28 protein-coding genes and 1 tRNA gene are annotated in these 26,769 nt (G+C 68.9%); 21 read left to right on the forward strand and 8 right to left on the reverse strand.

The features are described 5' to 3' along the window. Positions 1-199 precede the first annotated feature (199 nt). Genes OH802_RS07945 through OH802_RS07965 form a run of 5 tightly spaced genes read left to right on the forward strand, consistent with a single transcriptional unit; the run spans position 200 to position 3,904 of the window. Positions 200-1,030, forward strand: a complete 831-nt coding sequence (locus OH802_RS07945; RefSeq protein WP_406026770.1) for an alpha/beta fold hydrolase — start codon at positions 200-202, stop codon at positions 1,028-1,030. Further along, positions 1,027-1,962 (forward strand): metal-dependent hydrolase, encoded by a 936-nt coding sequence (locus OH802_RS07950; RefSeq protein WP_406026772.1) that lies wholly within the window; start codon positions 1,027-1,029, stop codon positions 1,960-1,962. Before OH802_RS07945 ends, OH802_RS07950 begins: the two co-directional genes overlap by 4 nt. Then, a complete protein-coding gene (locus OH802_RS07955; RefSeq protein WP_406026774.1) occupies positions 1,959-3,035 on the forward strand; it encodes a PDR/VanB family oxidoreductase in 1,077 nt (358 codons plus the stop codon). Before OH802_RS07950 ends, OH802_RS07955 begins: the two co-directional genes overlap by 4 nt. A 60-nt stretch (positions 3,036-3,095) precedes the next feature. Further along, the gene (locus tag OH802_RS07960) at positions 3,096-3,629 is read left to right on the forward strand and encodes a GNAT family N-acetyltransferase (RefSeq protein WP_406026776.1); all 534 of its coding nucleotides are present in this window, start codon (positions 3,096-3,098) and stop codon (positions 3,627-3,629) included. Next, on the forward strand, positions 3,626-3,904 hold the full coding sequence (locus OH802_RS07965) for a hypothetical protein (protein ID WP_406026778.1): 279 nt from the start codon (positions 3,626-3,628) through the stop codon (positions 3,902-3,904). The genes OH802_RS07960 and OH802_RS07965 overlap by 4 nt, the downstream gene beginning before the upstream one ends. Before the next feature lie 6 nt (positions 3,905-3,910). On the opposite strand, the gene OH802_RS07970 is transcribed toward OH802_RS07965, so the two are convergent. Continuing rightward, entirely contained in the window at positions 3,911-4,681 is a 771-nt protein-coding gene (locus OH802_RS07970; protein WP_378819342.1) for an IclR family transcriptional regulator, read from the reverse strand. Between the two features lie 70 nt (positions 4,682-4,751). Here OH802_RS07970 and OH802_RS07975 point away from each other — a divergent pair, with 70 nt between their 5' ends. The 7 genes from OH802_RS07975 to mgrA all read left to right on the forward strand — a co-directional run bounded on the left by OH802_RS07975 (position 4,752) and on the right by mgrA (position 10,775). After that, complete coding sequence (locus tag OH802_RS07975; RefSeq protein ID WP_406026781.1) at positions 4,752-5,555, forward strand: 2-keto-4-pentenoate hydratase; 804 nt, start codon at positions 4,752-4,754, stop codon at positions 5,553-5,555. Positions 5,556-5,560: 5 nt separating this feature from the next. Next, complete coding sequence (locus tag OH802_RS07980) at positions 5,561-6,559, forward strand: acetaldehyde dehydrogenase (acetylating) (RefSeq protein ID WP_406029251.1); 999 nt, start codon at positions 5,561-5,563, stop codon at positions 6,557-6,559. Beyond that, positions 6,556-7,581 carry a 4-hydroxy-2-oxovalerate aldolase gene (dmpG, locus tag OH802_RS07985; RefSeq protein ID WP_406026783.1) on the forward strand — a complete coding sequence of 342 codons (1,026 nt, stop codon included), beginning with the start codon at positions 6,556-6,558 and terminating at the stop codon, positions 7,579-7,581. The genes OH802_RS07980 and dmpG overlap by 4 nt, the downstream gene beginning before the upstream one ends. Before the next feature lie 32 nt (positions 7,582-7,613). After that, positions 7,614-8,012, forward strand: a complete 399-nt coding sequence (locus tag OH802_RS07990) for a helix-turn-helix domain-containing protein (RefSeq protein ID WP_406026785.1) — start codon at positions 7,614-7,616, stop codon at positions 8,010-8,012. Next, positions 7,996-9,240, forward strand: a complete 1,245-nt coding sequence (locus OH802_RS07995) for a type II toxin-antitoxin system HipA family toxin (protein WP_406026787.1) — start codon at positions 7,996-7,998, stop codon at positions 9,238-9,240. The genes OH802_RS07990 and OH802_RS07995 overlap by 17 nt, the downstream gene beginning before the upstream one ends. 66 nt (positions 9,241-9,306) lie before the next feature. After that, entirely contained in the window at positions 9,307-9,717 is a 411-nt protein-coding gene (locus OH802_RS08000; RefSeq protein ID WP_406026789.1) for a DoxX family protein, read from the forward strand. Then, the gene (gene mgrA / locus OH802_RS08005; RefSeq protein WP_406026791.1) at positions 9,714-10,775 is read left to right on the forward strand and encodes an L-glyceraldehyde 3-phosphate reductase; all 1,062 of its coding nucleotides are present in this window, start codon (positions 9,714-9,716) and stop codon (positions 10,773-10,775) included. The genes OH802_RS08000 and mgrA overlap by 4 nt, the downstream gene beginning before the upstream one ends. 10 nt (positions 10,776-10,785) lie before the next feature. Here the strand turns inward: mgrA and OH802_RS08010 are convergent, their stop codons facing one another. Then, a complete protein-coding gene (locus OH802_RS08010) occupies positions 10,786-11,238 on the reverse strand; it encodes a DUF4440 domain-containing protein (protein WP_406026793.1) in 453 nt (150 codons plus the stop codon). An 85-nt stretch (positions 11,239-11,323) separates the two neighbouring features. On the opposite strand from OH802_RS08010, the gene OH802_RS08015 reads away from it, so the two are divergent. The 4 genes from OH802_RS08015 (at position 11,324) to OH802_RS08030 (ending at position 18,024) form a co-directional block, all read left to right on the forward strand. After that, complete coding sequence (locus tag OH802_RS08015; protein ID WP_406026795.1) at positions 11,324-12,799, forward strand: amidase; 1,476 nt, start codon at positions 11,324-11,326, stop codon at positions 12,797-12,799. A 97-nt stretch (positions 12,800-12,896) separates the two neighbouring features. Then, positions 12,897-14,705, forward strand: a complete 1,809-nt coding sequence (locus tag OH802_RS08020) for a serine hydrolase (RefSeq protein ID WP_406026797.1) — start codon at positions 12,897-12,899, stop codon at positions 14,703-14,705. 25 nt (positions 14,706-14,730) lie between these two features. Further along, entirely contained in the window at positions 14,731-16,050 is a 1,320-nt protein-coding gene (locus OH802_RS08025; RefSeq protein ID WP_406026799.1) for a M20 family metallopeptidase, read from the forward strand. A 138-nt stretch (positions 16,051-16,188) separates the two neighbouring features. Further along, positions 16,189-18,024: a bifunctional metallophosphatase/5'-nucleotidase gene (locus OH802_RS08030; protein WP_406026801.1), complete on the forward strand. Its 1,836-nt coding sequence runs from the start codon at positions 16,189-16,191 to the stop codon at positions 18,022-18,024. Between the two features lie 81 nt (positions 18,025-18,105). Here OH802_RS08030 and OH802_RS08035 read toward each other — a convergent pair whose 3' ends face one another. Beyond that, positions 18,106-19,578: an MFS transporter gene (locus OH802_RS08035; RefSeq protein WP_406026803.1), complete on the reverse strand. Its 1,473-nt coding sequence runs from the start codon at positions 19,576-19,578 to the stop codon at positions 18,106-18,108. An 83-nt stretch (positions 19,579-19,661) separates the two neighbouring features. Between OH802_RS08035 and OH802_RS08040 the strand changes: the two genes are divergently transcribed. Continuing rightward, positions 19,662-20,135: a MarR family winged helix-turn-helix transcriptional regulator gene (locus tag OH802_RS08040; RefSeq protein WP_406026805.1), complete on the forward strand. Its 474-nt coding sequence runs from the start codon at positions 19,662-19,664 to the stop codon at positions 20,133-20,135. Positions 20,136-20,156: 21 nt separating this feature from the next. Here OH802_RS08040 and OH802_RS08045 read toward each other — a convergent pair whose 3' ends face one another. Beyond that, positions 20,157-20,858 (reverse strand): TetR/AcrR family transcriptional regulator, encoded by a 702-nt coding sequence (locus OH802_RS08045; RefSeq protein WP_406026807.1) that lies wholly within the window; start codon positions 20,856-20,858, stop codon positions 20,157-20,159. Positions 20,859-21,014: 156 nt separating this feature from the next. On the opposite strand from OH802_RS08045, the gene OH802_RS08050 reads away from it, so the two are divergent. Both OH802_RS08050 and OH802_RS08055 read left to right on the forward strand, forming a co-directional pair. Beyond that, positions 21,015-21,890 (forward strand): helix-turn-helix domain-containing protein, encoded by an 876-nt coding sequence (locus tag OH802_RS08050; RefSeq protein ID WP_406026809.1) that lies wholly within the window; start codon positions 21,015-21,017, stop codon positions 21,888-21,890. A gap of 31 nt (positions 21,891-21,921) precedes the next feature. Continuing rightward, positions 21,922-21,994 (forward strand) — tRNA-Lys (locus OH802_RS08055). A gap of 58 nt (positions 21,995-22,052) precedes the next feature. On the opposite strand, the gene OH802_RS08060 is transcribed toward OH802_RS08055, so the two are convergent. From OH802_RS08060 to OH802_RS08070, 3 genes are all read right to left on the reverse strand, one after another. Next, complete coding sequence (locus OH802_RS08060; protein WP_406026811.1) at positions 22,053-22,520, reverse strand: MarR family winged helix-turn-helix transcriptional regulator; 468 nt, start codon at positions 22,518-22,520, stop codon at positions 22,053-22,055. A gap of 13 nt (positions 22,521-22,533) precedes the next feature. After that, on the reverse strand, positions 22,534-23,595 hold the full coding sequence (locus OH802_RS08065; protein ID WP_406026813.1) for an alkene reductase: 1,062 nt from the start codon (positions 23,593-23,595) through the stop codon (positions 22,534-22,536). Between the two features lie 67 nt (positions 23,596-23,662). After that, on the reverse strand, positions 23,663-24,568 hold the full coding sequence (locus OH802_RS08070; RefSeq protein WP_406026815.1) for an NADP-dependent oxidoreductase: 906 nt from the start codon (positions 24,566-24,568) through the stop codon (positions 23,663-23,665). A 451-nt stretch (positions 24,569-25,019) separates the two neighbouring features. On the opposite strand from OH802_RS08070, the gene OH802_RS08075 reads away from it, so the two are divergent. Continuing rightward, a complete protein-coding gene (locus tag OH802_RS08075) occupies positions 25,020-25,223 on the forward strand; it encodes a cold-shock protein (protein ID WP_045548871.1) in 204 nt (67 codons plus the stop codon). A gap of 244 nt (positions 25,224-25,467) precedes the next feature. Then, entirely contained in the window at positions 25,468-25,614 is a 147-nt protein-coding gene (locus OH802_RS08080; protein WP_165111317.1) for a hypothetical protein, read from the forward strand. A gap of 5 nt (positions 25,615-25,619) precedes the next feature. Here OH802_RS08080 and OH802_RS08085 read toward each other — a convergent pair whose 3' ends face one another. Continuing rightward, positions 25,620-26,753 (reverse strand): hypothetical protein, encoded by a 1,134-nt coding sequence (locus OH802_RS08085; RefSeq protein ID WP_406026819.1) that lies wholly within the window; start codon positions 26,751-26,753, stop codon positions 25,620-25,622. Between the last annotated feature and the right edge of the window lie 16 nt (positions 26,754-26,769).

The raw sequence follows: 26,769 nt of genomic DNA on the forward strand, positions 1-26,769 counted from the left end.
CGTGTCTGCGGCGGGTCGTTCTGTTCTACCCGGGTCTCTGAGATCGGTGCTTGCTATTGTATGCGGACACGGTGTCTCATTAATCTGTTGGTGAGGTACCCGATCGAGGAGGACACGTGAACGAGCGTCAGCGAGTGAGCCAGATGATCAACACGCCACCGCGTCCGTATTCTGGCGCTTGCGCTACGGAGGTGGTGGCGTGACCACACGGCAGGTCGAGACGACCGACGGACTGACGCTCGCTGTCTACGAGCAGGGGCCGGCCGATGCCGAGACCGTGGTGCTCGTCCACGGCTACCCCGACAACCACTCCGTCTGGGACGGGGTCGCAAAGGTGCTCGCCGAGCGCTTCCACGTCGTCACCTATGACGTACGCGGCACGGGGGAGTCGGGGGTTCCGGACTCGACCGCCGGCTACCGCCTGGCGCAGCTCTCCGCAGACTTCAAGGCGGTCATCGACGCCGTCTCGCCCGACGCGCCGGTGCACGTCGCGGCGCACGACTGGGGCTCGATCCAGACCTGGGAGTCGGTGACAGACCCGGCGCTGAGCAGCCGGATCGCGACGTACGTCTCGATCTCCGGGCCCGACCTCGGGATGGCGACCACCTGGCTGCGCGAGCGGACCCACCTGGGGAGCTCGCTGCGGCAGCTCGCCCACTCCTGGTACGTCTTCGCCTTCCAGCTGCCGCTGCTGCCCGAGGCGATGGTGCGCTCGGGGCTGCTCGCCAAGTTCGTCGGTGGCGAGGCGCGGCCGACGAAGGACCAGGTCAACGGGGTCGAGCTCTACCGGGCCAATTTCCTCGGCAAGCTGCTCCGCCCGTCGCCGCGGTCGACGGAGGTGCCGGTGCTGGTGATCGCCCCGCGTGACGACGACTACGTGACGGTGCCGCTGCAGACCGAGGCACCCCGGGCGTACGCGACATCGCTGGTCACCCAGGTCATCGACGGCGGCCACTGGGTGGTGGCCGCGGATCCGGAGCTGGTCGCGGGCGAGATCGCGGCCTTCATCGAGAAGGAGGGCGTGCGATGAGCAAAGAGACCAAGGAGAGCAAGCGCGGGCACGAGCCGGCCAAGGTGGCCCTCCATCCGCGGAACGTGAAGTTCGACTGGAGCAAGCTGCCGCTGGTGTGGATCCCGGGCGAGGTCTTCGCCTCCCACTACGTCAACGTGCTGCACCTGCTGCTGCCCGAGGGCGAGCGGTGGTTCGTCAAGGTGTTCTCCGAGATCCTGCCGCTGATCGAGGACGACCAGCTGCGCGAGGACGTGATCGGCTTCATCGGTCAGGAGGGCGTGCACGCCGCCGCCCACCAGGAGGTGCAGGACTACTTCACCGACAATGGTCTCGACGTACGTCCGTTCGCGGCCGAGATCGAGGCACTGTTCCGCAAGATCCTCGGCGACCGCGACCTGACCGGCCGGGCCAAGGAGGAGTGGCTGATCGAGCGCGCCGCGATCATCGCCGGCCTCGAGCACCTCACCGCCGTGCTCGGCAACTGGGTCCTCAACTCGCCCGCACTCGACGAGGCCGGCGCCGACGAGACGATGCTCGACCTGCTGCGCTGGCACGGCGCCGAGGAGGTCGAGCACCGCAACGTTGCCTACGACGTCTTCCAGCACGTCGACGGGCGCTACGTCCGTCGGGTTCGCTCGTACCTGCTCGGCGGCACCGCCCTGCTCGTCCTGTGGTGGCGAGGCGCCGGCTACCTGATGAAGAACGACCCGACCCCGCTCGATCCTGAACAACCCGATCCGGCGAAGCGGCCGAAGGCGGGGCTGATCAAGCTGATCGACGCCGAGCGCCGCGGGCTGGTCCCGGGCGTCGTACGCATCGGGTGGGCGACCTGGAAGTTCTTCCTGCCCAACTACGACCCGTCCAAGGAGGGTTCGACCGCGCAGGCGGTGAGCTACCTGGCCAAGTCGCCAGCGGCGTTGCGGGCCGACGCCATCGCGGAGGCGCAGTGACCGGCCCCGCCCACTACGCCGCCCCGGACATCCCTGACTCGCGGCTCTACCGGGGCTTCGAGGCGATCGTCGGGGGCTACTGGACCAAGGCCGCCTACCGATCCTGGCGGCGCCGCAAGCCGCTCGGCAGGATCGACCGCGACCTGCACGTACGCGTCAGCCGGATCGACGACGAGGGCCTCGACGTCAGGGCGATCTGGTTCGAGCGTGAGGACGGCAGCGACCTGCCGGCCTGGGACCCGGGGGCGCACGTCGACGTGGTGCTGCCAAGCGGCCGACTGCGGCAGTACTCGCTCAACTCCGACCCCGACGACCTCTCCGCCTATCGGATCAGCGTGCGGCGGATCGAGCCGACCGCGGGCGGAGGCGGCGGCTCCGTCGAGGCGCACTTCCTCTCCGTCGGCGACCGGCTCGTCCTGAAAGGGCCGCGCAACGCCTTCCCGTTCGTCGACTCGCCCGCCGGCTACCTCTTCGTCGCCGGCGGCATCGGGATCACTCCGATCCTGCCGATGCTGCGCGACGTGGTGCGGCGGGGCGTGCCGTACGAGTTCGTCTACACCGGCCGCTCGCGCGAGACGATGCCGTTCCTGGCGGAGATCCGGGAGATCGTCGGCGACCACGAGATCCAGCTGTGGCCCGACGACGAGATGGGCACGCCGGACGCCGCGAAGATCATCTCGCTCGCTCCGGCGGGAGCGGCTCTCTACTGCTGCGGGCCGATGCCGATGATCGACGCGATCCGTGCGCAGATCCCCGACCCGCAGATCGACACGCTGCACTACGAGCGGTTCTCGCCGCCGCCGGTGCTCGGCGGCCGCCCGTTCCGGGTACGCCTAGAGGACTCCGATGTCGACGTGGAGGTGGGCGCCGAGGAGTCGGCGTTGACGGCGGTCCGCCGGGTGCGGCCGACCCAGGCGTACTCCTGCCAGCAGGGGTTCTGTGGCACCTGCCGGGTGCGGGTGCTGGAGGGTGAGGTCGAGCACCGCGACCATGCGCTGGCCGACTACGAGCGCGACGGCCACATGATCCTGTGCGTCTCGCGTGCGAAGGGGACCGTGGTGATCGACGGCTGATACCCGTCGTTCTGCGATAACGGTTTGTTCCGGCGGGCCGTGGACTGGTCTGCTTGCGACATGACAGCACTTGCCCTTCCCTCGCTCGATCTCTACGACTCCTGGGCGGCGTCCGTCGCCGAGTTCGGCGGGGGTCATGTCGACGGCGCCGCCATCCCCGACGAGGAGGCCGCCGACGTGAGCCGCGAGGCGTGCGAGCGGCTGGTCGCGAAGACCGCGCGGGACCGGAACCTCACGATCCCGCCGCCCGCCGGGCGGGTGCACGCCTCGTCCTTCTGGATCACCGACGACGGCCAGGTCGTCGGGTTCATCCAGCTTCGGCACGAGCTCAACGAGTTCCTGCAGAACGTGGGTGGGCACATCGGCTACTCGGTGCGGCCCTCGTCCCGTCGCCAGGGGCACGCCCGGCGAGCGCTGGGTCTGGTGCTCGACGAGGCCCGGGCGCTGGGCCTCGAGCGCGTCCTGATCACCTGCGACGAGGACAACGGTGCCTCGGCGCGCACCATCGAGTCCCAGGGAGGCGAGCTCCAGGACGTCATCGACGCGGCTGCGTACGGCTACGGGCTCACCCGGCGCTACTGGGTCAAGCTGTGAGTGAGGACGGCGTCGCGACCGAGGGGGAGGTGGAGTGGGCGCTGGCCGGCGATCCTGCCGCGCCTGCCGAGCAGGTCGAGGAGGTGCTGACGGCTCTGCGCAGCACCGGACGTACGCCCGAGGTGGGTGTCGATGTGCTGCGCGCCGCTGCCTTCCGGCTCGTCTCGGAGGACAGGCTCGACGAGGTCGGCCGTGGGTGGCTGGAGCTCCTCGACGCCGTTCGAGCCCATCCGGACGCCAGGTTGGCCGACCTGCCGCCGGCCCGCACGGACTGACCCGCGTCAGCTGGACAGGGAGCGGCGGCGACTCGCCAGGCTGGAGAGGCCCTGAGCCGCGGCCCGGACGATGGTCACGTGGGCCTCGGGGCGGAAGCGGCCCACCGGGCCGGTGACGCTGATCGCGGCGATCGCCTTGTCGCCGCCCTCGGCGAGGACCGGGGCCGCGATGCACTGCAGCCCGGCGGCCGACTCCTCGCGCTCGAAGGCGACGCCGTTCTCGAGCACGGCGGCGAGCTGTCGCTCCAGCAGGCCGGGCGCCACGATCGTGTGAGGCGTACGCCGCTCGAGGGGGCTGCTGAGGACCTCCTGCTGCACCTCGGGATCGGCGTAGGCGAGCAGGACCTTGCCGATCGCGGTGCAGTGGACCGGCATCCGGCCGCCCGGCCGGGAGGGTGACTTCGCCTGGCGGTGGCCGCCGATCTTGGCGACGTAGACGACGTCGTGGCCCTCGCGTACGCCCAGGTGGACGGTCTCGTGGGTGCGCTCGTAGAGGTCTTGGAGGAACGGCATCGCCAGCTCCAGGAGCGAGCGCTCGACCGAGGCCCGCATGCCGAGCTCGAAGAGGCCGCCGGAGAGGCGGTAGCCGAGGTTGGTGCGGTCCAGGAGGCGGTTGGTGACCAGGTCACCGGCGACGCGGTGGGCGGTCGCCTTGGGGAGTCCGGTGCGGCGCACGAGCTCGGCCAGCGACAGCACCTGGTCGTCGACCGTGAAGGCCCGCAGGATGGTCACCGCCTTGCCGAGCACGGTGTCGAGATCGGCAGGCTGGTGCGGCATGAGATCACCGTACCGGTCAGCGGGACGCCTACCCCGCTTCTTTCGCCCATCTGCTGAGACCGTGGGGGATATGAACGAAGTGACCTCCCCGTCCGATGCTGCCGTCGATGCCGCGGCAGATCGGCTGCTGACCGCCTCGGCGACGGGCACCCCCGTGCCGCCGATGCGGGACCTGCTGGACGCGACCGACCTGAAGACGGCGTACGCGATCCAGGAGCGCCTGACCGCCACCCGGCTCGCCGGCGGGGCGAAGATCGTAGGCCGCAAGATCGGGCTCACCTCCAAGGCGGTGCAGGAGCAGATCGGCGTGGACACCCCCGACTTCGGTGTGCTCTTCGACGACATGGCCTATCCCGACGGGGGAGTGCTCCCCGCCGACGCGATCCTGCAGCCGCGGGCCGAGGCCGAGATCGCCTTCGTGCTCGCTGCCGACCTGGCCGACGGTGACCTCTCCTACGGCCAGGTCAGGGAGGCCATCGACTACGCCGTTGCCGCGATCGAGATCTGCGGCAGCCGGATCGCCGACTGGAAGATCGCCTTCGGTGACACCGTCGCGGACAACGCCTCCGCGGGTGCCTACGTCCTCGGGACCGAGCGCCGGCGGCTGGACGAGTTCGAGCCCAAGGACGTCTCGATGTCGATGTCGATCGACGACGAGGAGGTCTCGACCGGGACCGGGGCAGCCTGCCTGGGCGACCCCGTCAACGCCGTCCAGTGGCTGGCTCGCTACGCGCGTGACTTCGGTGAGCCGCTGCGCGCCGGCCAGCTCATCCTCTCTGGCGCGCTCGGGCCGATGCGGCCGATCGCCCCGGGCAACACCGTTCGTTCCACCGTGTCGGGCCTCGGCTCGGTGGCCTTCAGCGTAGGGAAGTGACCTTCATGCCAGCGGAAAGCACAGCCAAGACGAAAGTGGCGATCATCGGGTCGGGCAACATCGGCACCGATCTGATGATCAAGGTGATGCGTACGTCGCAGCACCTGGAGATGGGCGCGATGGTCGGGATCGACCCGTCCTCCGACGGCCTGGCTCGCGCCGAACGCTTCGGGTTCGCGACGACGTCGGACGGCGTCGAAGGGCTGATCGGGCTGCCGGGGTTCGACGACATCGAGATCGTCTTCGACGCGACCTCGGCCAAGGCGCACGTCGCCAACGCGGCAGCGCTGGAGCCCTACGGGAAGCGGCTGATCGACCTCACCCCCGCGGCGATCGGGCCGTACGTCGTCCCGGCCGTCAACATCGACGAGCACATCGACGCCCCGAACGTGAACATGGTGACCTGCGGCGGGCAGGCGACGATCCCCATCGTGGCCGCGGTCGCACGGGTGGTGCCGGTCGCCTACGGTGAGATCGTCGCCTCGATCTCGTCGCGCTCCGCCGGTCCCGGCACGCGAGCCAACATCGACGAGTTCACCGAGACCACCTCTGGCGCGATCGTGCAGGTCGGCGGCGCCAAGCGCGGCAAGGCGATCATCATCCTCAACCCGGCCGAGCCGCCGCTGATCATGCGCGACACCGTCTTCGCGCTGGTCGAGGGCGGGACTCGCTCCCTGGAGGAGCTGACCGCGGAGATCACCGAGTCGGTCGAGAAGATGGTCGGTGACGTGGCTGCTTACGTTCCCGGCTACCGGCTCAAGCAGAAGGTCCAGGTCCACCCGATCCCTTCGGACCAGCCGGTCGAGACCTTGCTGGCCGAGGGTGAGACGACCCGGCCCACGCATCAGGTGTCGGTGTTCCTCGAGGTCGAGGGCGCCGCGCACTACCTCCCGGCCTATGCCGGGAACCTCGACATCATGACCTCGGCCGCGCTGCAGATGGCCGATCACGTTGCGGTAGCGACAAAACAGCAGAGCGCTTCGTCCAAGGAGGTCGCGCGATGAGCACGCCCATCTATGTCCAAGAGGTCTCCCTGCGCGACGGCATGCACGCCGTACGCCACCGGATCACGCCCGAAGACGTCAAGCGGATCGTCATCGCCGCCGACGAGGCCGGTGTCGACGCCATCGAGGTTGCCCACGGCGACGGCCTGACCGGCGGCTCGGTCAACTACGGCCCCGGCTCCAACTCCGACTGGGAGTGGATCGAGGCAGCGGCCTCGGTCATCAAGAACGCCCGCCTGACGACGCTGCTGCTTCCCGGTGTGGGCACGATCGAGGACCTGCGTCGGGCCTATGACCTCGGCGTACGCTCGGTGCGCGTCGCCACCCACTGCACCGAGGCCGATGTGTCGGCACAGCACATCGCCGCCGCGCGCGAGATGGGGATGGACGTCTCCGGCTTCCTGATGCTCAACCACATGGCGCCGACCGAGGTGGTCGCGCAGCAGGCGAAGCTGATGGAGTCCTACGGCGCCCACTGCGTCTACATCACCGACTCTGGCGGCCGGCTGACGATGAACGACGTCCGCGACCGCGCCCGCGCCTACCGCGACGTACTGAACGACGAGACCGAGATCGGCATCCACGCCCACGAGAACCTGTCGCTGTCGGTGGCCAACTCGGTCGTCGCTGTCGAGAACGGCGTCTACCGCGTCGACGCCTCCCTCGCCGGTCACGGTGCCGGCGCCGGCAACTGCCCGATCGAGGCGTTCATCGCGGTCGCCAACCTGTCGGACTTCAAGCACAACTGCGACCTGTTCAAGCTCCAGGACGCCGCCGACGACATCGTCCGCCCGCTCCAGGACCGCCCCGTACGCGTCGACCGCGAGACCCTCACCATGGGCTACGCCGGCGTCTACTCGTCCTTCCTCCGCCACGCAGAGAACGCGAGCGCCCGCTACGGCGTCGACACCCGCGACATCCTCATGGAGTGCGGCCGCCGGGGTCTGGTGGGCGGCCAGGAGGACATGATCGTCGACATCTGCCTCACGAAGCTCGAGGAGCGGGAGGCTGCCGGCGCCTGATCAGCCTCTAACTCGAAGATCGCAGTCACCAGGTGGCTGCGATCTTCGAGTTGGTCACGGTGGTTCACGGTACGGATCGATTGCGGGTGCCGTCGTGCGGGTATCGGGAAATCACGATACCGTGGTGCTATCGCGATTTCGCGATACTCTGGGTTCATCGTGAAATCGCGATGGAAGGAGCGAGCGAGATGAGTCGTGCGCGATTGCGGGCACCGGCCGACTTCGGGCTGGCGGTTCAGCAGGCAAGGTTGGCTAGCGGGATGACGCAGACGGAGCTGGCGGATGCGGTCGGCGTGCCGCAGAGCACGGTCAGTGACGTCGAATCGGGCAAGTCGACGATCTACGTACGCCGCCTGCTCGACATGATGCGCGCAACCGGAGTCGAGCTGACCGCCACCTGGGAGGACGAGCGCGATGCGTCTCGCCGTTGAGCTCTACGGCACGGTCATCGGCGAGCTGACCGGCCAGCCTGCGACGTACGACTTCGTCCCGAGCAGTGACGGAGTCGATCGTTTCGGCGCGAACAGCTCCGTGCTCTCGGTGGCGGTTCCGCTCGTCGCCGTGTCACGCAAACATCAGGCCTCGCGGCGCCGCAACTGGTTCGCTGAGCTGCTGCCCGAGGGCGACCAGTACGGCTACATGCTGAGTCAGGCGGGGCTGCGTCGCGGGGACACCTTGGGTTTCCTCGCTCGCTATGGTCGTGATGTCGCGGGAGCGCTCCAGATCTGGGATCTCGATGACCCGACGGAACCGAAGACGCCTTCGCTTCAACCCGTCGGCGATGTCGGAATCCGGCAACTGCTCGAGGATCCGGTCGGTGCTCCGCTGGCCAACGAGCCGTTGCTCGGGAAGTCGTCTCTCGCGGGCGTGCAGCCGAAGGTCGTTCTGGTTCGTCAGGACGGTGGTTGGGCGCAGGCACTGGGCGGTCATCCGACGACCCACATCCTCAAGCCGCGGCTGGATCGGCGTCCGAGCGTGATCTTCGACGAGGAGTACGGCGCTCGGATCTCGCGAGCGCTCGGGCTGGCCCGTCACGACGCCTGGATCGACGACTTCGACGGTCTGCCGACTCTGGTCATCGAGCGCTTCGACCGCTCGGCCGCCGGTCGGATCCACCAAGAGGACTTCAGTCAGGCGCTGGGAGCCTCGGGGGATCAGAAGTACCAGGAGTACGGCGGTCTGGTGAGCCTGCGTCGTGTCGCCGACACGCTCCAGCGGACCACGCAGTCGGCTGACATGGTGACCCTCGCGCAGATGGCCGTGCTCGCGGTCGCCGTCGGCAACCTCGACATGCACGCCAAGAACCTTGGCATCCTCCATCCACTCGACAACGAGCCCCGCCTAGCGCCCGCCTACGACGTCGTACCCCAGACCCACATCGCCGACATCGACGGGAAGATGGCTCTCGCCGTCAACGGGGCCTACCGCCACGCCGGTCTCACGACGGGTGATCTGGTCGCCGAGATCACGAAGTGGGGCGTACGTCGTGCCGACTCCATCGTGGCCGAATGCCTCGCGGACATCGCGGATGTGGTCGGGAAAGAGGACCCGCTGGAGGGTGCGCACCCGAGGCTCCACCAAGACATCACGAGCTTCGTAAGAAATCTCCGCAACGGCGATCCAGCAGGCCGACCCGGGAGTCCTGAGGCGGTGTCCTGAGCCTGTCGAAGGGTCACTGAGTGACTCCCGACTCCCACGTTGGGGCGAGCGTGACAGAGTCGTCCTGTGAGCACTGAATCTTCTTCGCGGCTCGATCTGCCGCTGGCCGGGTTGGCCGCATTGTTCCTCGGGTCGGGGACCCTGCACCTGGTGAGGCCGCAGGTCTTCGAGCCGATCGTGCCGTCGGCGCTGCCGGATGCGCGCAAGGTGGTCGAGGTCTCCGGGGTCGCGGAGATCGTCTGCGGGCTGGGGCTGCTGCACCCGAAGACCCGTCGGATCGCGGGGCTCGCGAGTGCCGCGCTGCTGGCGGGTGTGTTTCCTGCCAACGTGCAGATGAGCGTCGATGCGGGGAAGCGGGCGAACCGGAAGCGGACCCCCAAGTCGGCCGGGTTCTTCGCCGGTACGGTCGCGCGGCTGCCGCTGCAGTGGCCGATGATCAAGGTGGCGCTGCGCGCCGGAAAGGGGACCGGCGCATGACGTACGTTCCTTCGGAGTCGCGCTACGACGCGATGCAGTATCGGCGGACCGGCAACAGTGGCCTGGATCTGCCGGCGGTCAGCCTGGGGCTGTGGCACAACTTCGGTGACGACCTGGCGTTCGAGCGGCAGCGGGCGATCCTGCGTACGGCCTTCGACGCGGGCATCACCCACTTCGACCTGGCCAACAACTACGGCCCGCCCTACGGGTCCGCCGAGGAGAACTTCGGGCGCCACCTGCGCGGCGACTTCGCCAACCTGCGCGACGAGCTGGTGATCTCGACCAAGGCCGGCTGGGACATGTGGCCGGGGCCGTACGGCAAGATCGGCGGCTCGCGGAAGTACCTGATCTCCAGCCTCGACCAGTCGCTGAAGCGGATGGGGCTCGACTACGTCGACATCTACTACCACCACCGTCCCGACCCCAGCACGCCGCTGGAGGAGACGATGGGCGCCCTCGACCAGATCGTGCGGTCCGGGAAGGCGCTCTACGTCGGGCTCAGCTCCTACTCCTCGGCGCTGACCCGTGAGGCGGCGGCGATCCTGCGCGACCTCGGTACGCCGCTGCTGATCCACCAGCCTTCCTACTCGATCCTCAACCGCTGGCTCGAGACCGACGGCCTGCTGGACACGCTCGACGAGGTCGGGGCCGGTGCGATCTCCTTCTCGCCGCTGGCGCAGGGTCTGCTGACGAACAAGTACCTCGGCAGTGGCGGGATCCCGGAGGACTCGCGCGCCGCCAAGGCCCGCTTCCTGACCCCCGAGGCACTCACGCCCGAGACGCTCGCCGGCATCGAGTCGCTCAACGCACTCGCCGTCGACCGTGGCCAGACGCTCGCTCAGATGGCGCTCGCCTGGGCGCTGCGCGATCCGCGGATGACCTCGGTCGTCATCGGCGCCTCCCGCCCCGAGCAGGTCACCGACTGCATCGGCGCGCTCTCCGGTCCGGAGTTCACCACCGAGGAGCTGGCTAGGATCGACGAGTACGCCGCTTCCACCGGCATCGACCTGTGGAAGCGCGACCGGGTCGAGGGTGACTACCGGGAGATCTTCAACTGACCGGCCCTCATCAACCCTGACGCTCGTCGTCCCAGGCAGCCGAGCTGATCCGCCAGCCGTCGTCGGTGCGTACGAACGACATCGTCTTCATGCCCCTGCCGGTGTGGATCTCGCCGTCTGCGCGCCAGCGCTTCCCGTAGGCGCCCCACCAGTGGGCGATGTCGCCGAAGACGTCGGTGCGACCGGGCTCCGGCCACTCCTCGAACTCGCTGATCTCGCCACTGGTCAGGAGCGCGAGGCGCGGGGCGATGAAGGAGTCGACGTCGTAGACCTCGACCGGCAGGCCGCACGTGCGCACCACGGTCGCGCCGGGAAGCATGATCCGGCGAAGATCGTCCAGGCGTGAGGCCGCGTCCGGTCCTGAGGTGAAGGCCGAGAAGAACGCGGCCACCAGGGCCTCGATCGCCGTCTCATCCGCGGTCTTGTCCGACGTGGGTGCGGCTTCGCCGTCGATGATGGCCATGCCCGGAAACATAGCCCCGGGGCGAAATCAGGATCGACCGACTCACATCGGCCCGCGACGCCGGTCTGGCCGCTAACCTGCGCTCATGCGGGTCGATGAGTATCTGACGTACGACGCCACCGGGCTGGCGCAGCTGGTCGCTGCCAAGGAGGTGACCGCGGCCGAGGTCCTGGCCGCGGCGCGGGAGCGGGCGGCGGCGGTGAATCCGCGGATCAACGCGATCGTCGCGGACATCCCCGAGGCCGACGCCCAGGTCTCCGGCGACGGCCCGAGCGGGCCGTTCGCCGGGGTGCCGTTCCTGGTGAAGGACCTGGCTCAGGAGTATCAGGGGCACCCGACGACCTACGGCTCGCGGTCGCTCGTCGACGACGTCGCCGAGGAGCACTCCTACTTCACCCAGAGTGCCCTGGACGCGGGCCTGGTGATCTTCGGCAAGACGAACACCCCGGAGTTCGGGTCGAAGGGGATCACCGAGCCGGAGCTGTTCGGCGCCGCGCGCAACCCGTGGAACACCGACCACACGCCCGGCGGCTCCTCGGGTGGCTCCGGGGCCGCGGTGGGCGCCGGGATCGTCCCGGCCGCAGGCGCCAACGACGGCGGCGGGTCCATCCGGATCCCGGCTGCCTGCAACGGCTTGGTCGGTCTCAAGACCACCCGCGGACTGCTGCCGCTGGGCCCGCAGAGCCTGGATGCCTCCAACGGCTTCGTCGTCCAGGGCGTGGTGACCCGCACGGTCCGCGACGCGGCCGGGCTCTACGACGCGCTCATCGGTGACCAGCCGATGGCGATGATCCACGCGCCGCACCCCGGCGCGGCCTTCTCCGAGGCCATCGCGGCCGCGCCGCGCAAGCTCCGGATCGGGTTCACCTCGACGTCCTCGATCACCGCGCCCGACCCGGAGGCGATCGCGGCCGTTGAGGATGCGGCCAAGGCCCTCGAGGTGCTCGGCCACGACGTCGAGGAGGTCGAGGCGCCCTACGACGCCGCCGAGCTCGGCCGCGACTTCCTCACCATCTGGTTCGCCTCCGCCGCTGCCGAGGTCGCCGAGGCCAAGCTCCGCGTCGGAGCCAAGAACGCCGACTTCGAGGCCGACACCCTGGCCGTGGCCGAGCTCGGCCGGGCCGGGGGAGTGGTCGCCGTCGAGCTCGCGCACATCAACCGCCGCAACCACGTACGCCGCCTCAGCGCGTTCCACGAGACGTACGACCTGCTGCTGACTCCGACGTTGGCGAAGCCGCCGCTGAAGGTCGGGCAGTTGACCACGCCCAAGGCGCTCCAGACCGCGGCACGGGTGCTGCACAAGGTGCACGGCGGGCGGGTCATGCGCGCGACCGGGATGATCGACCAGCTGGTCGCCGAGAACCTCGGCTGGGTGCCCTACACCCAGCTCGCCAACATCACCGGACGCCCGGCGATCTCGGTGCCGACCTACCGGACCGCCACCGGACTGCCGCTGGGCATCCAGCTCTCCGGTCAGCTCGGCGACGACGGTCTGCTGCTGCAGGTCGCTGCTCAGCTGGAGCAGACGAAGCCGTGGGCGGAGCACTGGCCGACGCTCTGATACCGGACCTGAGACCGGCGCCGTGAAAGAAAATTTCTTTTCACGCACGAAGCTCGCGCCGGAGCGGCAGTATCGGGGTATGACACCGTCTCCGGACATGCTCATGACCTCTCGGCGCACGCTTCTCGGCGGCACCCTGAGCGGAGTCGCGATGACTCTTCTCGGCGGCGCCGCGGTGGCCTCGACCCCGGAGGACCCGACCAAGGCAACCAGGTCGCTCGCATCGCTGGCCGGCCAGCCACCGACGATCACGCCGGACGAGCTGACCTTCACCCCGCGCACCGTCCTGCGTCCCGGCCATGCCCGCCAGGTCGGCCTCGATCCGGCGCAGATCGCGAGGATCCGCACCGAGCTGACCCGGTTCCTCGAGCCGACGACGGAGAACCCCGCCCACCCCCTGTACGCAGGGGCCACCGCGATCGCGGTCAAGGACGGCGTCGTCGTCGCCCACGAGAGCGTGGGCAAGGCGCTCCGATACGGCCTCGACGGCACCACCGTCGTCGAGCTCCCGGCCGAGCAGCAGGTCGCGGCCGGGCTGGACACGATGTGGGACATCGCCTCGATGTCGAAGCTCTTCACCACGACCGCGATCCTCCAGCTGATGGAGCAGAGCAGCCTCGACCTCGAGGCGCCGGTGGTCACCTACCTGCCCGAGTTCGCGCCGCACGGCAAGGACGCGATCCTCGTACGCCACCTCCTCACCCACGTCTCCGGTCTGCTCGCCGGCCCGTCGCCGTCGCTGTGGGCGGGCTACGACACCTACGAGGAGCGGGTCACGGCGATCATGGACACGACGCCGACGCACGCGCCCGAGCAGATATATCGCTACTCCGACATCAACCTGATCACCCTCGGGCTCCTGGTCGAGCGGCTCTCGGGGAAGAAGCTCGATGTCTACGTCCGCGACCACATCACCGAGCCGCTCGGGATGCGCGACACCATGTACAACCCGCCCGCCGACCACCTCGACCGCGTCGCCGCCACCGAGTACCAGCCGTGGGCCGGCCGCCCGATGATCCGTGGCGAGGTGCACGACGAGAACGCCTGGGCGCTCGGTGGCGTCGCCGGCCACGCGGGCGTCTTCTCGACCGCGGCCGACATGGCCAGGTTCGGCCAGATGTACCTCAACGGCGGCGTCTACAACGGCACCAGGATCCTGGCGGAGGAGACGGTCAGGCTCTCGCTGCGCGACTACACCGGTGCCCGGTTCCCCGGCAGCAGCCGCGGCCTCGGCTGGGAGCTCGCCACGACCTGGTACCACGGCCCGATCTGGTCCCCGGTCTCCTTCGGCCACACCGGCTACACCGGCACCAGCATCGTGATGGACCCGATCGGCCACCAGCTCGTCGTGCTGATGACCAACCGCGTCCACCCCAGCCGTGACTGGGGCAGCAACAACCCCTCCCGACGCGCCGTCTCAGACGCGCTCGGCATGGCCTCGGCGGTCCGCCCGGCGACGGGACGTACGTCGTGGTTCTCGGGTCGCACGAACGCGAAGAAGGCGACGCTCGACGTGCCGCTCGCGGCCACCGACGGCGCGAGGCTCCGCTTCGACTACTACTTCGACACCGAGCCGCGCTTCGACTTCGGCCGCCTGCAGTACTCCACCGACGGCACCACCTTCAGCCCGCTGCTCTGGACGCTCGAGGGTGGTGACTGGAGCTGGGAGACCAGCGAGGCGGTCAACGGATACGGCGGCCGGCGATGGCTGTGCGGCCGCGCCGAGCTCCCGGACGGCACGACCACGGTGCGGTGGACCTACGAGACCGACTCGTCCTCCCAGGGTCGCGGGATCTACGTCGACGGCATCGTGGTCAGCGAGGGTCGGCGTACGTCGTTCGACTCCTCCCGACCCGCCGACGAGGCACGCATCGTCGCCGACGGCTGGGCCCCCAGCGATCGATGACACATCACCGATAGCCTCGGGCGACATGAGCCAGCCGCAGCAGCCGAACCCGTTCCTGGTCAACCAGCTCCGCGACGAAACAGACGCCAAGGCGCTCATCACGAAGGCCGCCGAGTCGACCTCGGCGGGTGCGCCGAGGGGGATCCTGGACGCGATCCGCGACAAGCTCGTGGACCTGGGCCCCGAGCTGGTAGCGGTCTCCCACGACCTCGCCGAGCACCCGGAGACCGGCTTCGAGGAGCACCGGAGCTCGGCCGGGCTGGCCGAGTTCGTCGAGGCTCACGGCATCGAGGTGGCCCGTGGCGCCTACGGCCTCCCGACCGCCCTCTACGCCTCGGCGGGCGGCGCCAAGGACGGCCCGACGATCGCCGTGCTCTCCGAGTACGACGCGCTCCCCGGCATCGGCCACGGCTGCGGCCACAACCTGATCGCCACGGTCGGCGTGGGCGCGTTCCTGGCCATCGCGAGCGTGATCGACCGCCTCGGCGGCCGCGTGATCTGGCTCGGCACCCCGGCCGAGGAGGGCGGTGGCGGCAAGGAGCTGATGGCGCAGAAGGGCGCCTTCGACGGCGTCGACGCGGCGATCATGGTCCACCCGTTCACCTACGACAGCTCCGAGCCGGTCTTCCTGGGCCGGAGGCAGCTGAAGGTGACGTACGTGGGGGTGCCGGCGCACGCCTCGATCCAGCCGTTCATGGGGCGCAACGCCCTGGACGCGGCCAACCTGCTCTACACCGGCGTCGCGCTCAACCGGCAGCAGATGCCGCCGACCGACCGGGTGCACGCGATCATCACCGACGGCGGCCTGCGTCCCAACGTGATCCCGGAGCACGCCTCGATCGAGTTCTACGTACGCTCCGCCTACCCGGAGACGCTCAAGATCCTCTCCCAGCGGCTCGAGGAGATGGCGATGGGCGCGGCGCTGATGACTGGCTGCGGTGTCGAGTTCAGCTGGGACACGTCGCCGGTCTACCTGCCGATCCGCAACAACAGCGGGCTGGCGCAGGCCTGGAACCGCCGCTACCAGGAGCGCAACCACACCGTCCTCGCGCCCGGCGTCGTCCCTGACCTGCTCGCCGGATCCACCGACTTCGGCAACGTCTCCTTCCGGGTCCCCGGCCTGCACGCGATGGTCAAGATCGCCGAGCCCGACGTGTCGCTGCACAGCCGCGAGTTCGCCGCTGCCGCGGTCACGCCGTACGCCGACGAGGTGCTCGTCGACGCGGCCTACGGCCTCGCCGGGGTGGCTGCCGACTATCTCTCCGACGCGAAGCTGCGGGAGGCGGTCCGCGGCGAGTTCGAGGATGCGGGTGGAACGGTCAGCGTTACCGAATTTTTTGGCTGAAGCGGAGCCCGAAGCGAAAATTTGCCGTTGATTAACGGTTGATGACGATTCGGCGGCGGTAATCCTGTTACCTCTTCACAATCAGAACCCGAAGGGGCATTGTTCCCCTCGTTGATCACTCAGATGGGGAGCACAGCAATGCCTCGTTTCACTCGAACTCTTCGCCCCGCTGTGGCCGTTGCCGTCGTCGCCCTAGCGGCCGCCGCAGTTGCCACTCCGCTCGCGAACTCTGCCTCAGCCAAGCCAGGGAAGAACCTGGTCGATGTCCAGCTGCTCTCGTTCAACGACTTCCACGGCAATCTCGAGGCGCCGTCGGGTTCGAGCGGGCGACTGGTCACCGGCCACCACATCGACCCAGCCACCGGCAAGCCGGTCGATGACACCGTCAACGTGGGTGGCGTGGAATACCTCGCCTCCCACCTGGCCGAGGCGCGCAAGGGCCACGACCGTTCTCTGACCGTCGCCGCGGGTGACCTGATCGGCGCCTCGCCACTGCTCTCGGCCGCCTTCCACGACGAGCCGTCCATCGAGGCGCTCAACAAGCTCGGTCTGGACGTGACCGCGGTCGGCAACCACGAGTTCGACGAGGGCTATAAGGAACTGCAGCGCATCGCCGACGGCGGCTGCATCGACGACGGCGACGGCGAGGACAACCAGAACTCCTGCGCCGCCCACGAGTACGCGGGCGCCGACTTCGACATCCTCGCCTCCAACGTGATCGAGGACGCGAGCGGCAAGACGATCCTGCCGTCTTACGCGATCAAGGAGATCGACGGCGTCAAGATCGGCTTCATCGGCATGACCCTGGAGGGCACTCCCGACATCGTCACCGCCGAGGGGGTCAAGGGCCTCACCTTCAAGGACGAGGTCGAGACCGCCAACGCGCTCGTGCCCAAGCTGAAGAAGAAGGGCGTCAAGGCGATCGTCACCCTGATCCACGAGGGTGCCAACCTGCCGAGGGAGAAGTGGACCGACCCCGCCACCGGCACGGTCTACGACGTCAACGCCAGGTACGACTACACCTGCGAGGGCGGCGGCGAGCTCGTCGCCGGCTCGCCGATCGTGCCGATCGCGCAGAACCTCGACCCCGAGATCGACATGGTGGTCACCGGCCACACCCACAACCCCTACGTCTGCGACGTACCGGACCCCGAGGGCAAGTCCCGCCTGATCACCTCGGCATCGTCCTTCGGTCGGCTCTACACCGAGACCAACCTGAAGTACAACCTCAAGTCGCGCGACATCGTCCGCTCGTCGGTCAAGGGCTCGAACCTGCTCGTCACCCGTGACGTGGCCAAGGCCCCCGAGCAGACCACGCTGATCAACACCTACAAGGAGCTGGTCACCCCGATCGCCTCCCGGGTGCTCGGTTCGATCTCCGGTGACGTCACCCGCACCACCAACGCCTCCGGCGAGAGCGCCCTCGGTGACCTCATCGCCGACGCCCAGCTCGCCGACCAGTCGACGGTCGTCAACGGGCAGACGCCGGTGATCGCGTTCATGAACCCGGGTGGCATCCGTGCCGACCTGACCGCGACCAACTCGCCCTACGGGGAGGCCGTGGGTGAGGTCACCTACGACGAGGCGTTCACGGTCCAGCCGTTCAACAACTACCTCGTCTCGCTGACCATGACCGGCCAAGACATCTACGACCTGCTCACCCAGCAGGTCACCGGAGCCAACGCCGCGTCCCACAAGATCCTGCAGGTCTCGGAGGGCTTCTCCTACCAGATCAGCCCCTCGGGTCCCGTCGACGGTTCGGTCACGCTCAACGGCCAGCCGATCGACAAGGCCGCCTCCTACCGGGTCGTGACCAACAACTTCCTGCAGGGCGGCGGCGACGCCTTCGCGGCCTTCACCAAGGGCACCGACCCCTACTACGGCGGCCTCGACATCGACGCCTTCGCCAACTACCTGGAGGCCAACTCGCCCTACACCCCGGGCACGCTCGACCGCATCACCGGGACCCACTGAACGAAGATTCGTTCGTACGCAGCGGGCCCGACCAGCTCTGAGCTGGTCGGGCCCGCTGTCGTATCGGCGCGGCGTTGCCGGTCAGCGCGATCCGGCGAGCACCGCGTCGTCCGCGGTGTCGTCGGCCGCCTCCCGCCGCGGCCTGGGGATGAGGAGCACGATCAGCGCACCGACACCGGCCGCCAGCGCCCCGATCACGAAGCAGAGCTGGAACGCGCCTGCGGTCGGGATCTCGGGTGTGCCCGGGGCGAGGATGGTGGTCCGGCTGGTCAGCACGATGGCCATGACCGCGCCCGCCACCGTGGTGCCCATCGAGCGCATCAGGCTGTTCAGGCCGACGCTCGCGGCGGCCTCGGCGGCCGGGACGTTGCTGAGGATGAGCGTGGGCATCGCGGCGTACCCGATCCCGACGCCTGCCGAGGCGATGCAGGAGGCGAGCATGAGCTGCCACGGGGCATCCATCAGGAACACCGCGACGACGTAGCCCGCGGCCAGGACGACCGCGCCGATCGCCATCGTGCCGCGTCCGCCGAGGCGGGTCAGCAGGCGCGAGGAGACCGGGGTGAAGAGCATCATCATCAGACCGGCCGGCGCCATCCACATGCCGGCCTGGAAGATGGTCTGGCCCAGGCCGTAGCCGGTGGTCTCGGGCATCTGGAGGAGCTGCGGGACCACGATCGACTGGGCCATCATGCCGAAGCCGATGAGGACGGCCGCGATGTTGGTGAACAGCACGGGCTTGCGCGCGGTGGTGCGCAGGTCGACGAGCGGGTCGTCGTGGCGCAGCTCGTACCAGCCCCAGAGCAGCAGGATCACGACGCCACCGACGATCATGCCGAGAGTCTTCGGCTCACCCCAGCCCCAGTCGTTGCCCTTGGAGACGCCGACAAGTACGCCGACGAGCCCGGCCGCGAGCCCGAGCGCGCCGACGATGTCGAGGCGGCCGGGGTGGGCGTCGCGTACGTGCGGGACGACGGCCGCGGTCAGCACGGTGACCGCGAGGGCCAGGCCGGCGGAGACCCAGAAGAGGGTGTGCCAGTCGAAGTCCTGGGCGATCCAGGCGGCCAGCGGCAGGCCGAGCGCGCCGCCGACCCCGAGGGTGGCGCTGACGCCGGCGACCGCGGTGTTGCGCAGGTGCTCGGGCGCGACCTCGCGTACGAGGCTGATCGCGACCGGGATGTAGCCCATCGCCATGCCCTGGAGCACGCGGCCGACCAGGACCGGACCGACGGCGTCGGAGAGTGCCACGATGACGGAGCCGACCACCAGCACGATCCCCGAGATCACCAGGACCGGCTTCTTGCCGTAGAGGTCGGCGAGGCGGCCGGTGACGGGCATCGTCACCCCGGCACCGAGCAGCGTGGCGGTCACCACCCAGGAGGCGGTGCTGGCCGTGGTGGAGAGCAGCTTGGGGAGCTCGCTCTGGATCGGGATGACCAGTGACTGCATCAGCGCGGCGCAGAGGCTGCCGAAGCAGAGCACCATGACGACGGCCACGGCGCCACCTGTCGAGCGCGTGGTCGGCTCGCGGGTGGGGGACGGGGAGGAACTCAAGGCACACCTCTGATGTGTAATCTACATATTGACGTATGTATGCTACACATCATGAGGTTCACGCGACAATGCCCGGAGATGTGATGCCGTCCACAAAGCCGTCCTCCGAAGACCCTCTCTTCAGGCCGATCAGCCCGGATCTGTCCACCGACCGCCGCCTGGCCTCCTTGGTTGGGCGACTCGAGGTCCACCGCCGTCTCGCCGAGGATCGAAGCGCGCTCAACCACGCCGACGGCCGTCTGCTCTGGTTCCTCTCCGATGGCCGGCCGCGTACGCTCCGGGAGATCGCCGACGGCCTCAACCTCGAGCAGTCGACCGTGAACAGGCAGGTGAACGCCGCGCTCTCGGCCGGCCATCTGCGGAGGTTCGCCGAGCCGGGGCGCTCGGCGCGACTGGTCGAGCCGACCGAGGAGGGGCTCGCCGTCTACGAGGCGGCCTCGGCGCGGGCGCTGGGCGCCTACGCGGACGGGCTGGCTGCTCTCGGAGACGAGTCCGAGAAGTTCCTCGAGCTGCTCGAGCGCTTCGTGGGTGCCTACGGCGAGGCCGTGCGGGAGTGATGATGTGCGGCATCGAGGGCACTAGTCGCCGGAGCGGCTCGTTGTCAGCCCGCCCATCAGGGTCGACGCTGACGAGGCTGCCGGGGTGATGCGACTGTCGGGGATCCCGCAGGCGCGCAGGCAGGTCGAGGCGATGACGGCGGCGGTTGCGTCGTCGATCGGCGCACCGCTGCCGCGGAGGGTGGTGGTGACCTCGACCAGATGCATGAGCATCTCACCGAGGTGGCCCGGATCGGCCGCTGTTGCGACGCCGCGCGTCGCGGCCCGAGTGGCGATCCGCCCGTAGGCGTCGGCGAGCTCGGCGCGAATGCTGCGAAATGCATCGAATGCCTCGCTGCTGGTCACATCGGGATGAGTGGCCAGCACCCCGATGTTGTCCGGCGCCTCGGCGAGCGTGTGGATGTCGACGAGGGCCAGCAGGTAGAGCGCGGCCTCGGGGCCCGCGGACGCGGTCAGCTGCTCGATCTGGTCGACCCGATCGACGGTGGGTCGGACGGACCGCTCCAGGAGCTCGGCGAGGATCTCGTCCTTGCCCGTGAAGTGGTAGTAGAGCGACGCCTGCCTGATCCCGACCTTGTCGGCGATCTCCCGTGTGGAGGTCGCCGCGAAGCCTTTGGTCACGAACAGCTGCGCCGCGGCGTGAAGCACCTGCTCGCGCGGTGGGGCTGCCGTGTTCGAGGGGACGAGGCGTGGTCGTCCGGGGTGGGTTCGTCGGATGCTCATCGCGGCTCTGCCTTCCTGTCGACGTCGACCCCGGACTCAGTAGAGCATAATATTTCGATCTTGCCAATCATGATGTGCATCTGGACGTGACGTATGCCCATCGGGCACGATGGTGGTTCGCCGAACCTGTCGAAGCCGTCGAAGGAGGCTTTCGCCGTGCCCCGCCCCAACCGTCGAGCCCGTGAAGCACTGACCGAGGCGCTCCGGGATGCCCGTCGTGCCGCCTGCCTGACTGGAGCCGGTCTGGCGGATGCCCTGGGCTCGGGCTGGTCCCAGCCGAAGGTGTCGAAGATCGAGTCCGGCCGGCAGTCGGTCTCCGAGGCCGAGGTCCGTGCCTGGGCGGCCGCGGTGGGTGCGGACCGGGAGATGCTGCTCGCGCTGCGCGCCCGCGCCGACCAGGAGCACGCCGCGTTCCGCGACGCTCATCCGACCGGCGGTGGTGCGGAGCAGCATCAAGATGCGTACGCAGCGACCGAGGTGGCCACCAAGGTCCTGACCAGCTACCAGCCGCACAGTGTCCCCGAGCTGTTGCAGACCCCCGACTACGCGCGTGCCCTCTTGGCGCTGGCGGGTGGTTCGCGCGACCGGGATGCCCTTGCCGGAGAGGTCTCCCACGTGATCGCGGCCAGGCTCCGTCGCTCGGCGATCCTCTACGAGCCCGGCCGGACGATCACCATCCTGGTCGGCGAGGCCGCCCTCCATCACCTGGTGGGCTCGCCCGACATCATGCGTGCCCAGATCGAGCACATCGCCAACCTGGCGACCACCACACAGGCGACCATCGGGATCGTCCCCTTCGAGAGCTTCCCCGTTCTGGTCCAGCACGGCTGGGACCAGCGCGACCGGATCGTCACCCTCGAGACCAGTGCAGGAGACCTCGAGATCGCCGATCCGGTCGAGGTCGCCCGCTACGAGCGCTGGACGCAGCTCCTGCTCGAGCACGCGTTGACGGGCGAGGCGGCCGCCGAGCGATGCGCCCGGATCATCAGCGAGCGCGGAAGGTCCGCGACCCGGCTGGGTGACCACGAATAGGACACGGCCGCTGCTCCGGTAGACTCCCGGCGGGCCGTTAGCTCAGTTGGTAGAGCAGTGGACTTTTAATCCATGGGTCGTCGGTTCGAGACCGACACGGCCTACAGCGGGCTCGAGCCCCGAGCCGCATATGCGACTCGGGGCTCGGCCGTGTGATGAGGGTCAGCCGGACTCTTCTTGCGGCAGCGGACGGCCGCTGATCGAGTCGGTGATCGCGCCGGCAGTCTCGACGAACGCCGCTGCCTGCTCCTCGGTCAGAGTGCCTGCCGAGGCTCCCTCCAGGCTCTGCCACAGGGCGGCGATGGGTTCCCGCATGGCGCGGCCCTTGTCCGTGAGATGGACGACCATCACCCGCCGATCGTGCTCGGCCGGCTCGCGGACCAGCAGGCCCGCTTCCTGCATGCGGCGCAGGGACTTGGAGACGGTGGAGTGGTCGAGGCCGACGCTCTCGAGAAGCTCGGACTGGGTCTGGCCCTCGCGGTCCAGCAGCTGCATCAGGAGCAGCTCCTGGCCGGGGTGCAGGTCCATCTTGCGCAGCAGGGCGCCGGCGTAGGCGCGGTGGGCGCGGGCGAGCTGGAAGATCGCGTAGCTCATCGGCCCGCCTGCGGCAGTGGTGGGAATCTCGGGCATGGTCTCCGCTTCTTCAGCCGGTGTGGGTGGGGTAGTCGGTGTAACCGACCGCTCCGCCACCGTAGAAGGTCGCCGGGTCGGGAGTGTTCAACTCTGCCCCGACGCGCAGCCGCTCGACCAGATCGGGGTTGGCAAGCGCCAGTGCACCGACGGAGACCAGGTCGGCCGTGCCGTTGTCGACGTCCTTGGCGCGAGTGGGGATGTCGGCGCCTGGCCGGTTGAGGATCAGAGTGCCGCGCCACTGCGCGCGGAGCGTGTCGAGCAGCTGCTCGTCGCCCACATGCATCAGGTGCAGATAGGCCAGGCCCATCGGGCGCAGCGCCTCGACAAGGGCCGGGTACAGCTCGTGGGTGTCGGAATCGACGATGTCGTTGTACGGGTTTCCGGGCGAGATACGGATGCCGGTGCGCTCGGGGCCGATCTCGTCGGCCACCGCGGCGACAACCTCCACGGCGAAGCGGATACGGGCCTCGACCGAGCCGCCGTAGTGGTCTGTGCGCTGGTTGGCGTTGCCGGAGAGAAACTGGTGGATCAGGTAGCCGTTGGCGCCGTGGATCTCCACGCCGTCCGCGCCCGCCGCAACCGCTGCAGCAGCCGCGCGCCGGAAGTCCTCGACGGTCTCGGCGACCTCCTGCGTCGAGAGCGCACGGGGCTCCGGCATCTCCTGAGGGCCGGAGGCGGTGAACATCACGCCGGCTGGGCGGATCGCCGAGGGGGCGACGGGCTGGTGGTGGTGGGGAGTGTTGTCGGGGTGGGAGATCCGGCCGACGTGCATCAGCTGGATGAACACCCGGCTGCCTGCCGCGTGCACCGCATCGGTGACCTTGCGCCACCCGGCGATCTGCGCGTCGTTGTAGATACCAGGGGTGAGCAGGTAGCCCTGGCCATCGGCGGAGGGCTGGGTGCCCTCGGTGATGATCAGCGCCTTGGAGGCGCGCTGTGCGTAGTACTCGGCATTCAGCTCCGTCGGCACGCCCTCCGGGGTGGAGCGGTCACGGGTCATGGGGGCCATGACCAGACGGTGTGGCAGAGAGGTGCCGCCGAAGGTGATCGGGGCCCACAGGGATTCCAACATGAAAGTCACTTTCGGTGAACGCGGTGGCCCGAATGGCCACCGCAACAGGTGGGTTGGGGTGGAGCGCTCAGTCGACGGTGAGGACGAGCTTGCCGCGTACGTGTCCGGCGTCGCTGGCCTGCTGGGCGTCGGCCGCCTTGGCGAGCGGGTACGCCGTCACGGTGGTGGTCAGCGTTCCGGCCGCGGCGTGCTGCGCCACGGCGGTCAGCCGCTCGACGGGGTGGTCCCCGCCGCCGGGGGAGAAGGCGACGCCCAGCTCGCCCGCACTGAAGTCGGCGATGGTGACGATGCGCTCGGTGCCGCCGCGCAGGGTGATGGAGTCGGGCAGGGCGCCCTTGCCGGCCAGGTCGAAGACCGCGTCCACGCCGTCGGGAGCCAGGGCCCGCACCCGCTCGACCAGGCCCTCGCCGTAGGTGGTCGGGGTCGCGCCAAGCGAGGTGAGGTAGTCCTGGTTCGAGGCGCCGGCCGTGGCGATCACGCGGGCACCGCGGGCGGTCGCGAGCTGGACGGCCACGGTGCCGACCGCTCCGGAGGCGCCGTGCATCAGCACGGTCTCCCCGGCGGCCACCCCCAGCTCGTCCAGGACCCGTTCGGCGGTCTCGCTGGCGACCGGCAGCGCGGCCGCGACCTGCCAGGAGAGGTCTGCGGGCTTGGGGGCCACGGCGGTGGCCAGGGCGTACTCGGCGTACGAGCCGGTGTCCGCCCAGCCGAGCACCTCGTCGCCGACCTGTACGTCGCTCACGCCCTCACCGAGCGCGTCGACGACACCTGCGACCTCGGCGCCGGGGATGGCGGGGAACGCCGTCGGGAACACGGCCTCGAGCATGCCGGCGCGCTTCTTGCCGTCCAGCGCGTTCAGCCCGGCGGCCTTGACGCGTACTCGGACCTGGCCGGGGCCGGGCTGCGGGACTTCGACGTCCGCCTCGTGCAGCACATCCGGACCGCCGAACTCATCGAAAATGATCGCTTTCATGAACACTCCACTTCGGGTCGCGTTGCTCTGGCGAATAATGTGGCCAGCCACATATTCACCATAACAGCAATCATGTGGCTAGCCAAGTATTGCGGCGGCGGGCGGAGTCGGCTGGACTCTCGTGGGCTGGAGGCTGCCTCGGAACCCGTGGTCGTACGTCCCGCTGAGCGGTCGTTTCACGGCTCTGTTGCGCAACCTTCACCGCTTCGCGCGTAAAACGATCGGTCAAGGGGGGTTCGCACAGGCGCGTGAGTTGCTAGTGTCACTCCCGCAACAGGTGCAAGTTCCAGAAGGTCTGACGCCTGCGGAGTTTGTGATCCAACGGCGTTTCTGCTCTGTGCCCGCCCGGACCCCGGTCCGGGAACACAGGTCGGAGCGACGTGTCACCCGCCCCTGATGCGGGGCTACCGAACCTGGTGGCCTCTCGCCCCGACTAAGGAGTAACGAGCAGATGGCTCAGGGCACCGTTAAGTGGTTCAACGCCGAGAAGGGTTTCGGCTTCATTGCGCAGGAGGACGGCGGCGACGACGTCTTCGTTCACTACTCTGCGATCCAGACCAACGGCTACAAGTCGCTGGACGAGAACCAGAAGGTCGAGTTCGACGTCACCCAGGGCCCGAAGGGCCCGCAGGCGGAGAACGTTCGCCCTCTCTGAAACAAGGCTCTATGAGTAGCTAAGGCGATCTCGGGTTCGGCACCTGCCGACAATGATCATCTGCAACGAGGCCCCAGCCGTTCGGCTGGGGCCTCGTGGTCTGATTGGAGCCCTCTCAGGCTTCTGTGTCACGCTTGATGTGACAACTTTTGATGGTTCTTGGTGGATCAGCGCGCAGATCCACCGAGACTGGGCGATGATGTGAAGACGAGCTTTTTGAGCGTGACGTGAGGAGGCGGCGAGCGTGGCTGATCAGTTCGATGTGACGCTGGAAGATCCCGAGCTGCTCCTCGAGGTCGAGCTCACGACCAATCTCATCGTCGCCGCCAGCGAGTCCGAGGATCACCTCTCCCAAGAGGAGATCGACCGCATCCTCGGGATCATCCCCTAAAGGCGTCAGCAGGTCGCGAAGAGCAGCGGCCCGTTCGCCAGGTCGGAGAGCACGGCTGCGCCGTCCTTCGGCCGCAGCTGCATGGTGACGACCTCGTCCTTGGCCGCGACCTTTCCGAGCTCGAACCGCTCGTCGAACGTGCCGCCCTGGCCGGGCGCCGGGCCGACGGCGAGCTTGGCCCGCGTATCGGCGTTCGTACGCGCCTGGTCGTCGTTCTCGAACGACATCGCGACACGTACGTCTCCGCTCGACTCGGCTGCTATGGCGAAGCCCGCGATCGGGTTGATGTCTCCGGCGGCGTCGACGAGGCCGTCTGCCTGGTCCTGGTCGGCGGCCGAGGCACCGCCCAGCCCGATCTCGGTGCAGGTGAAGTCGCCGTCGTACACGAACGCGGAGAGAGGGTCGCCGATCCGGTCGGCGGCGTCCGTCATCGGCTCGTGCAGGTCGCCGTCGCCGAGGCTCTCGACCTGGTCGCTCAGATATCGCCTGCCGTCCGAGGCGAGGATGAGGTCATCCTCGGGCAGGAAGGCGATGTAGGTGAGCTGCGGGCTGATCGTCGAGTCGATCCCGGAGTCCGTGAAGCTGGAGAACGGGACCAGGGTGCCGTCCCAGACACCACCGTCCGCGGGATCGTCCTCGGGAGCGGTGAACCCCATCGAGGTGAGCTGCTCGACGAGGTGGTCGGCATCCATGTCCTCGAGGTGCCCGACCATGAGCGCTCCCTCGGTCGACTGGGTGTAGAGCTCCCAGTCGAGGGTCGCAGGCGACCAGCCGAAGTGCTGCTGCAGCAGGCCGGAGGCGTCGGGGAGCACCGAGGTCGAGGTGAGGTCCTTCGTATAGGCCTCGTCGATCATCTCGTGGACCTCCTCCGGTGTGGAGTCGGCATCGAGATCGGCACCGACGCTCTCGCGGATTCCCGTCCAGTCGGTGAAGGAGACCCGGGTCGCCTCGGCGGGGGCCAGGCGTAGCGCCTCGTCGAGGTCGCCCCCGCGGGTCGCCCATGCGCGGGCGAGGAAGATGACGAGCGCAACGACGACGACGCCCACCGCGATGGTCAACAAGGGGTGGGCGCGTACGACTCGGGATGATCGGTCTGCCCACGTCCTGGGGCGGCCGAGAAGCTGGGGGGTGCGGAGCATTGCGAGGAACCTTAGA

This window comes from Nocardioides sp. NBC_00850, assembly GCF_045207335.1.
In the GTDB taxonomy this organism is placed as follows: Bacteria; Actinomycetota; Actinomycetes; order Propionibacteriales; family Nocardioidaceae; genus Nocardioides.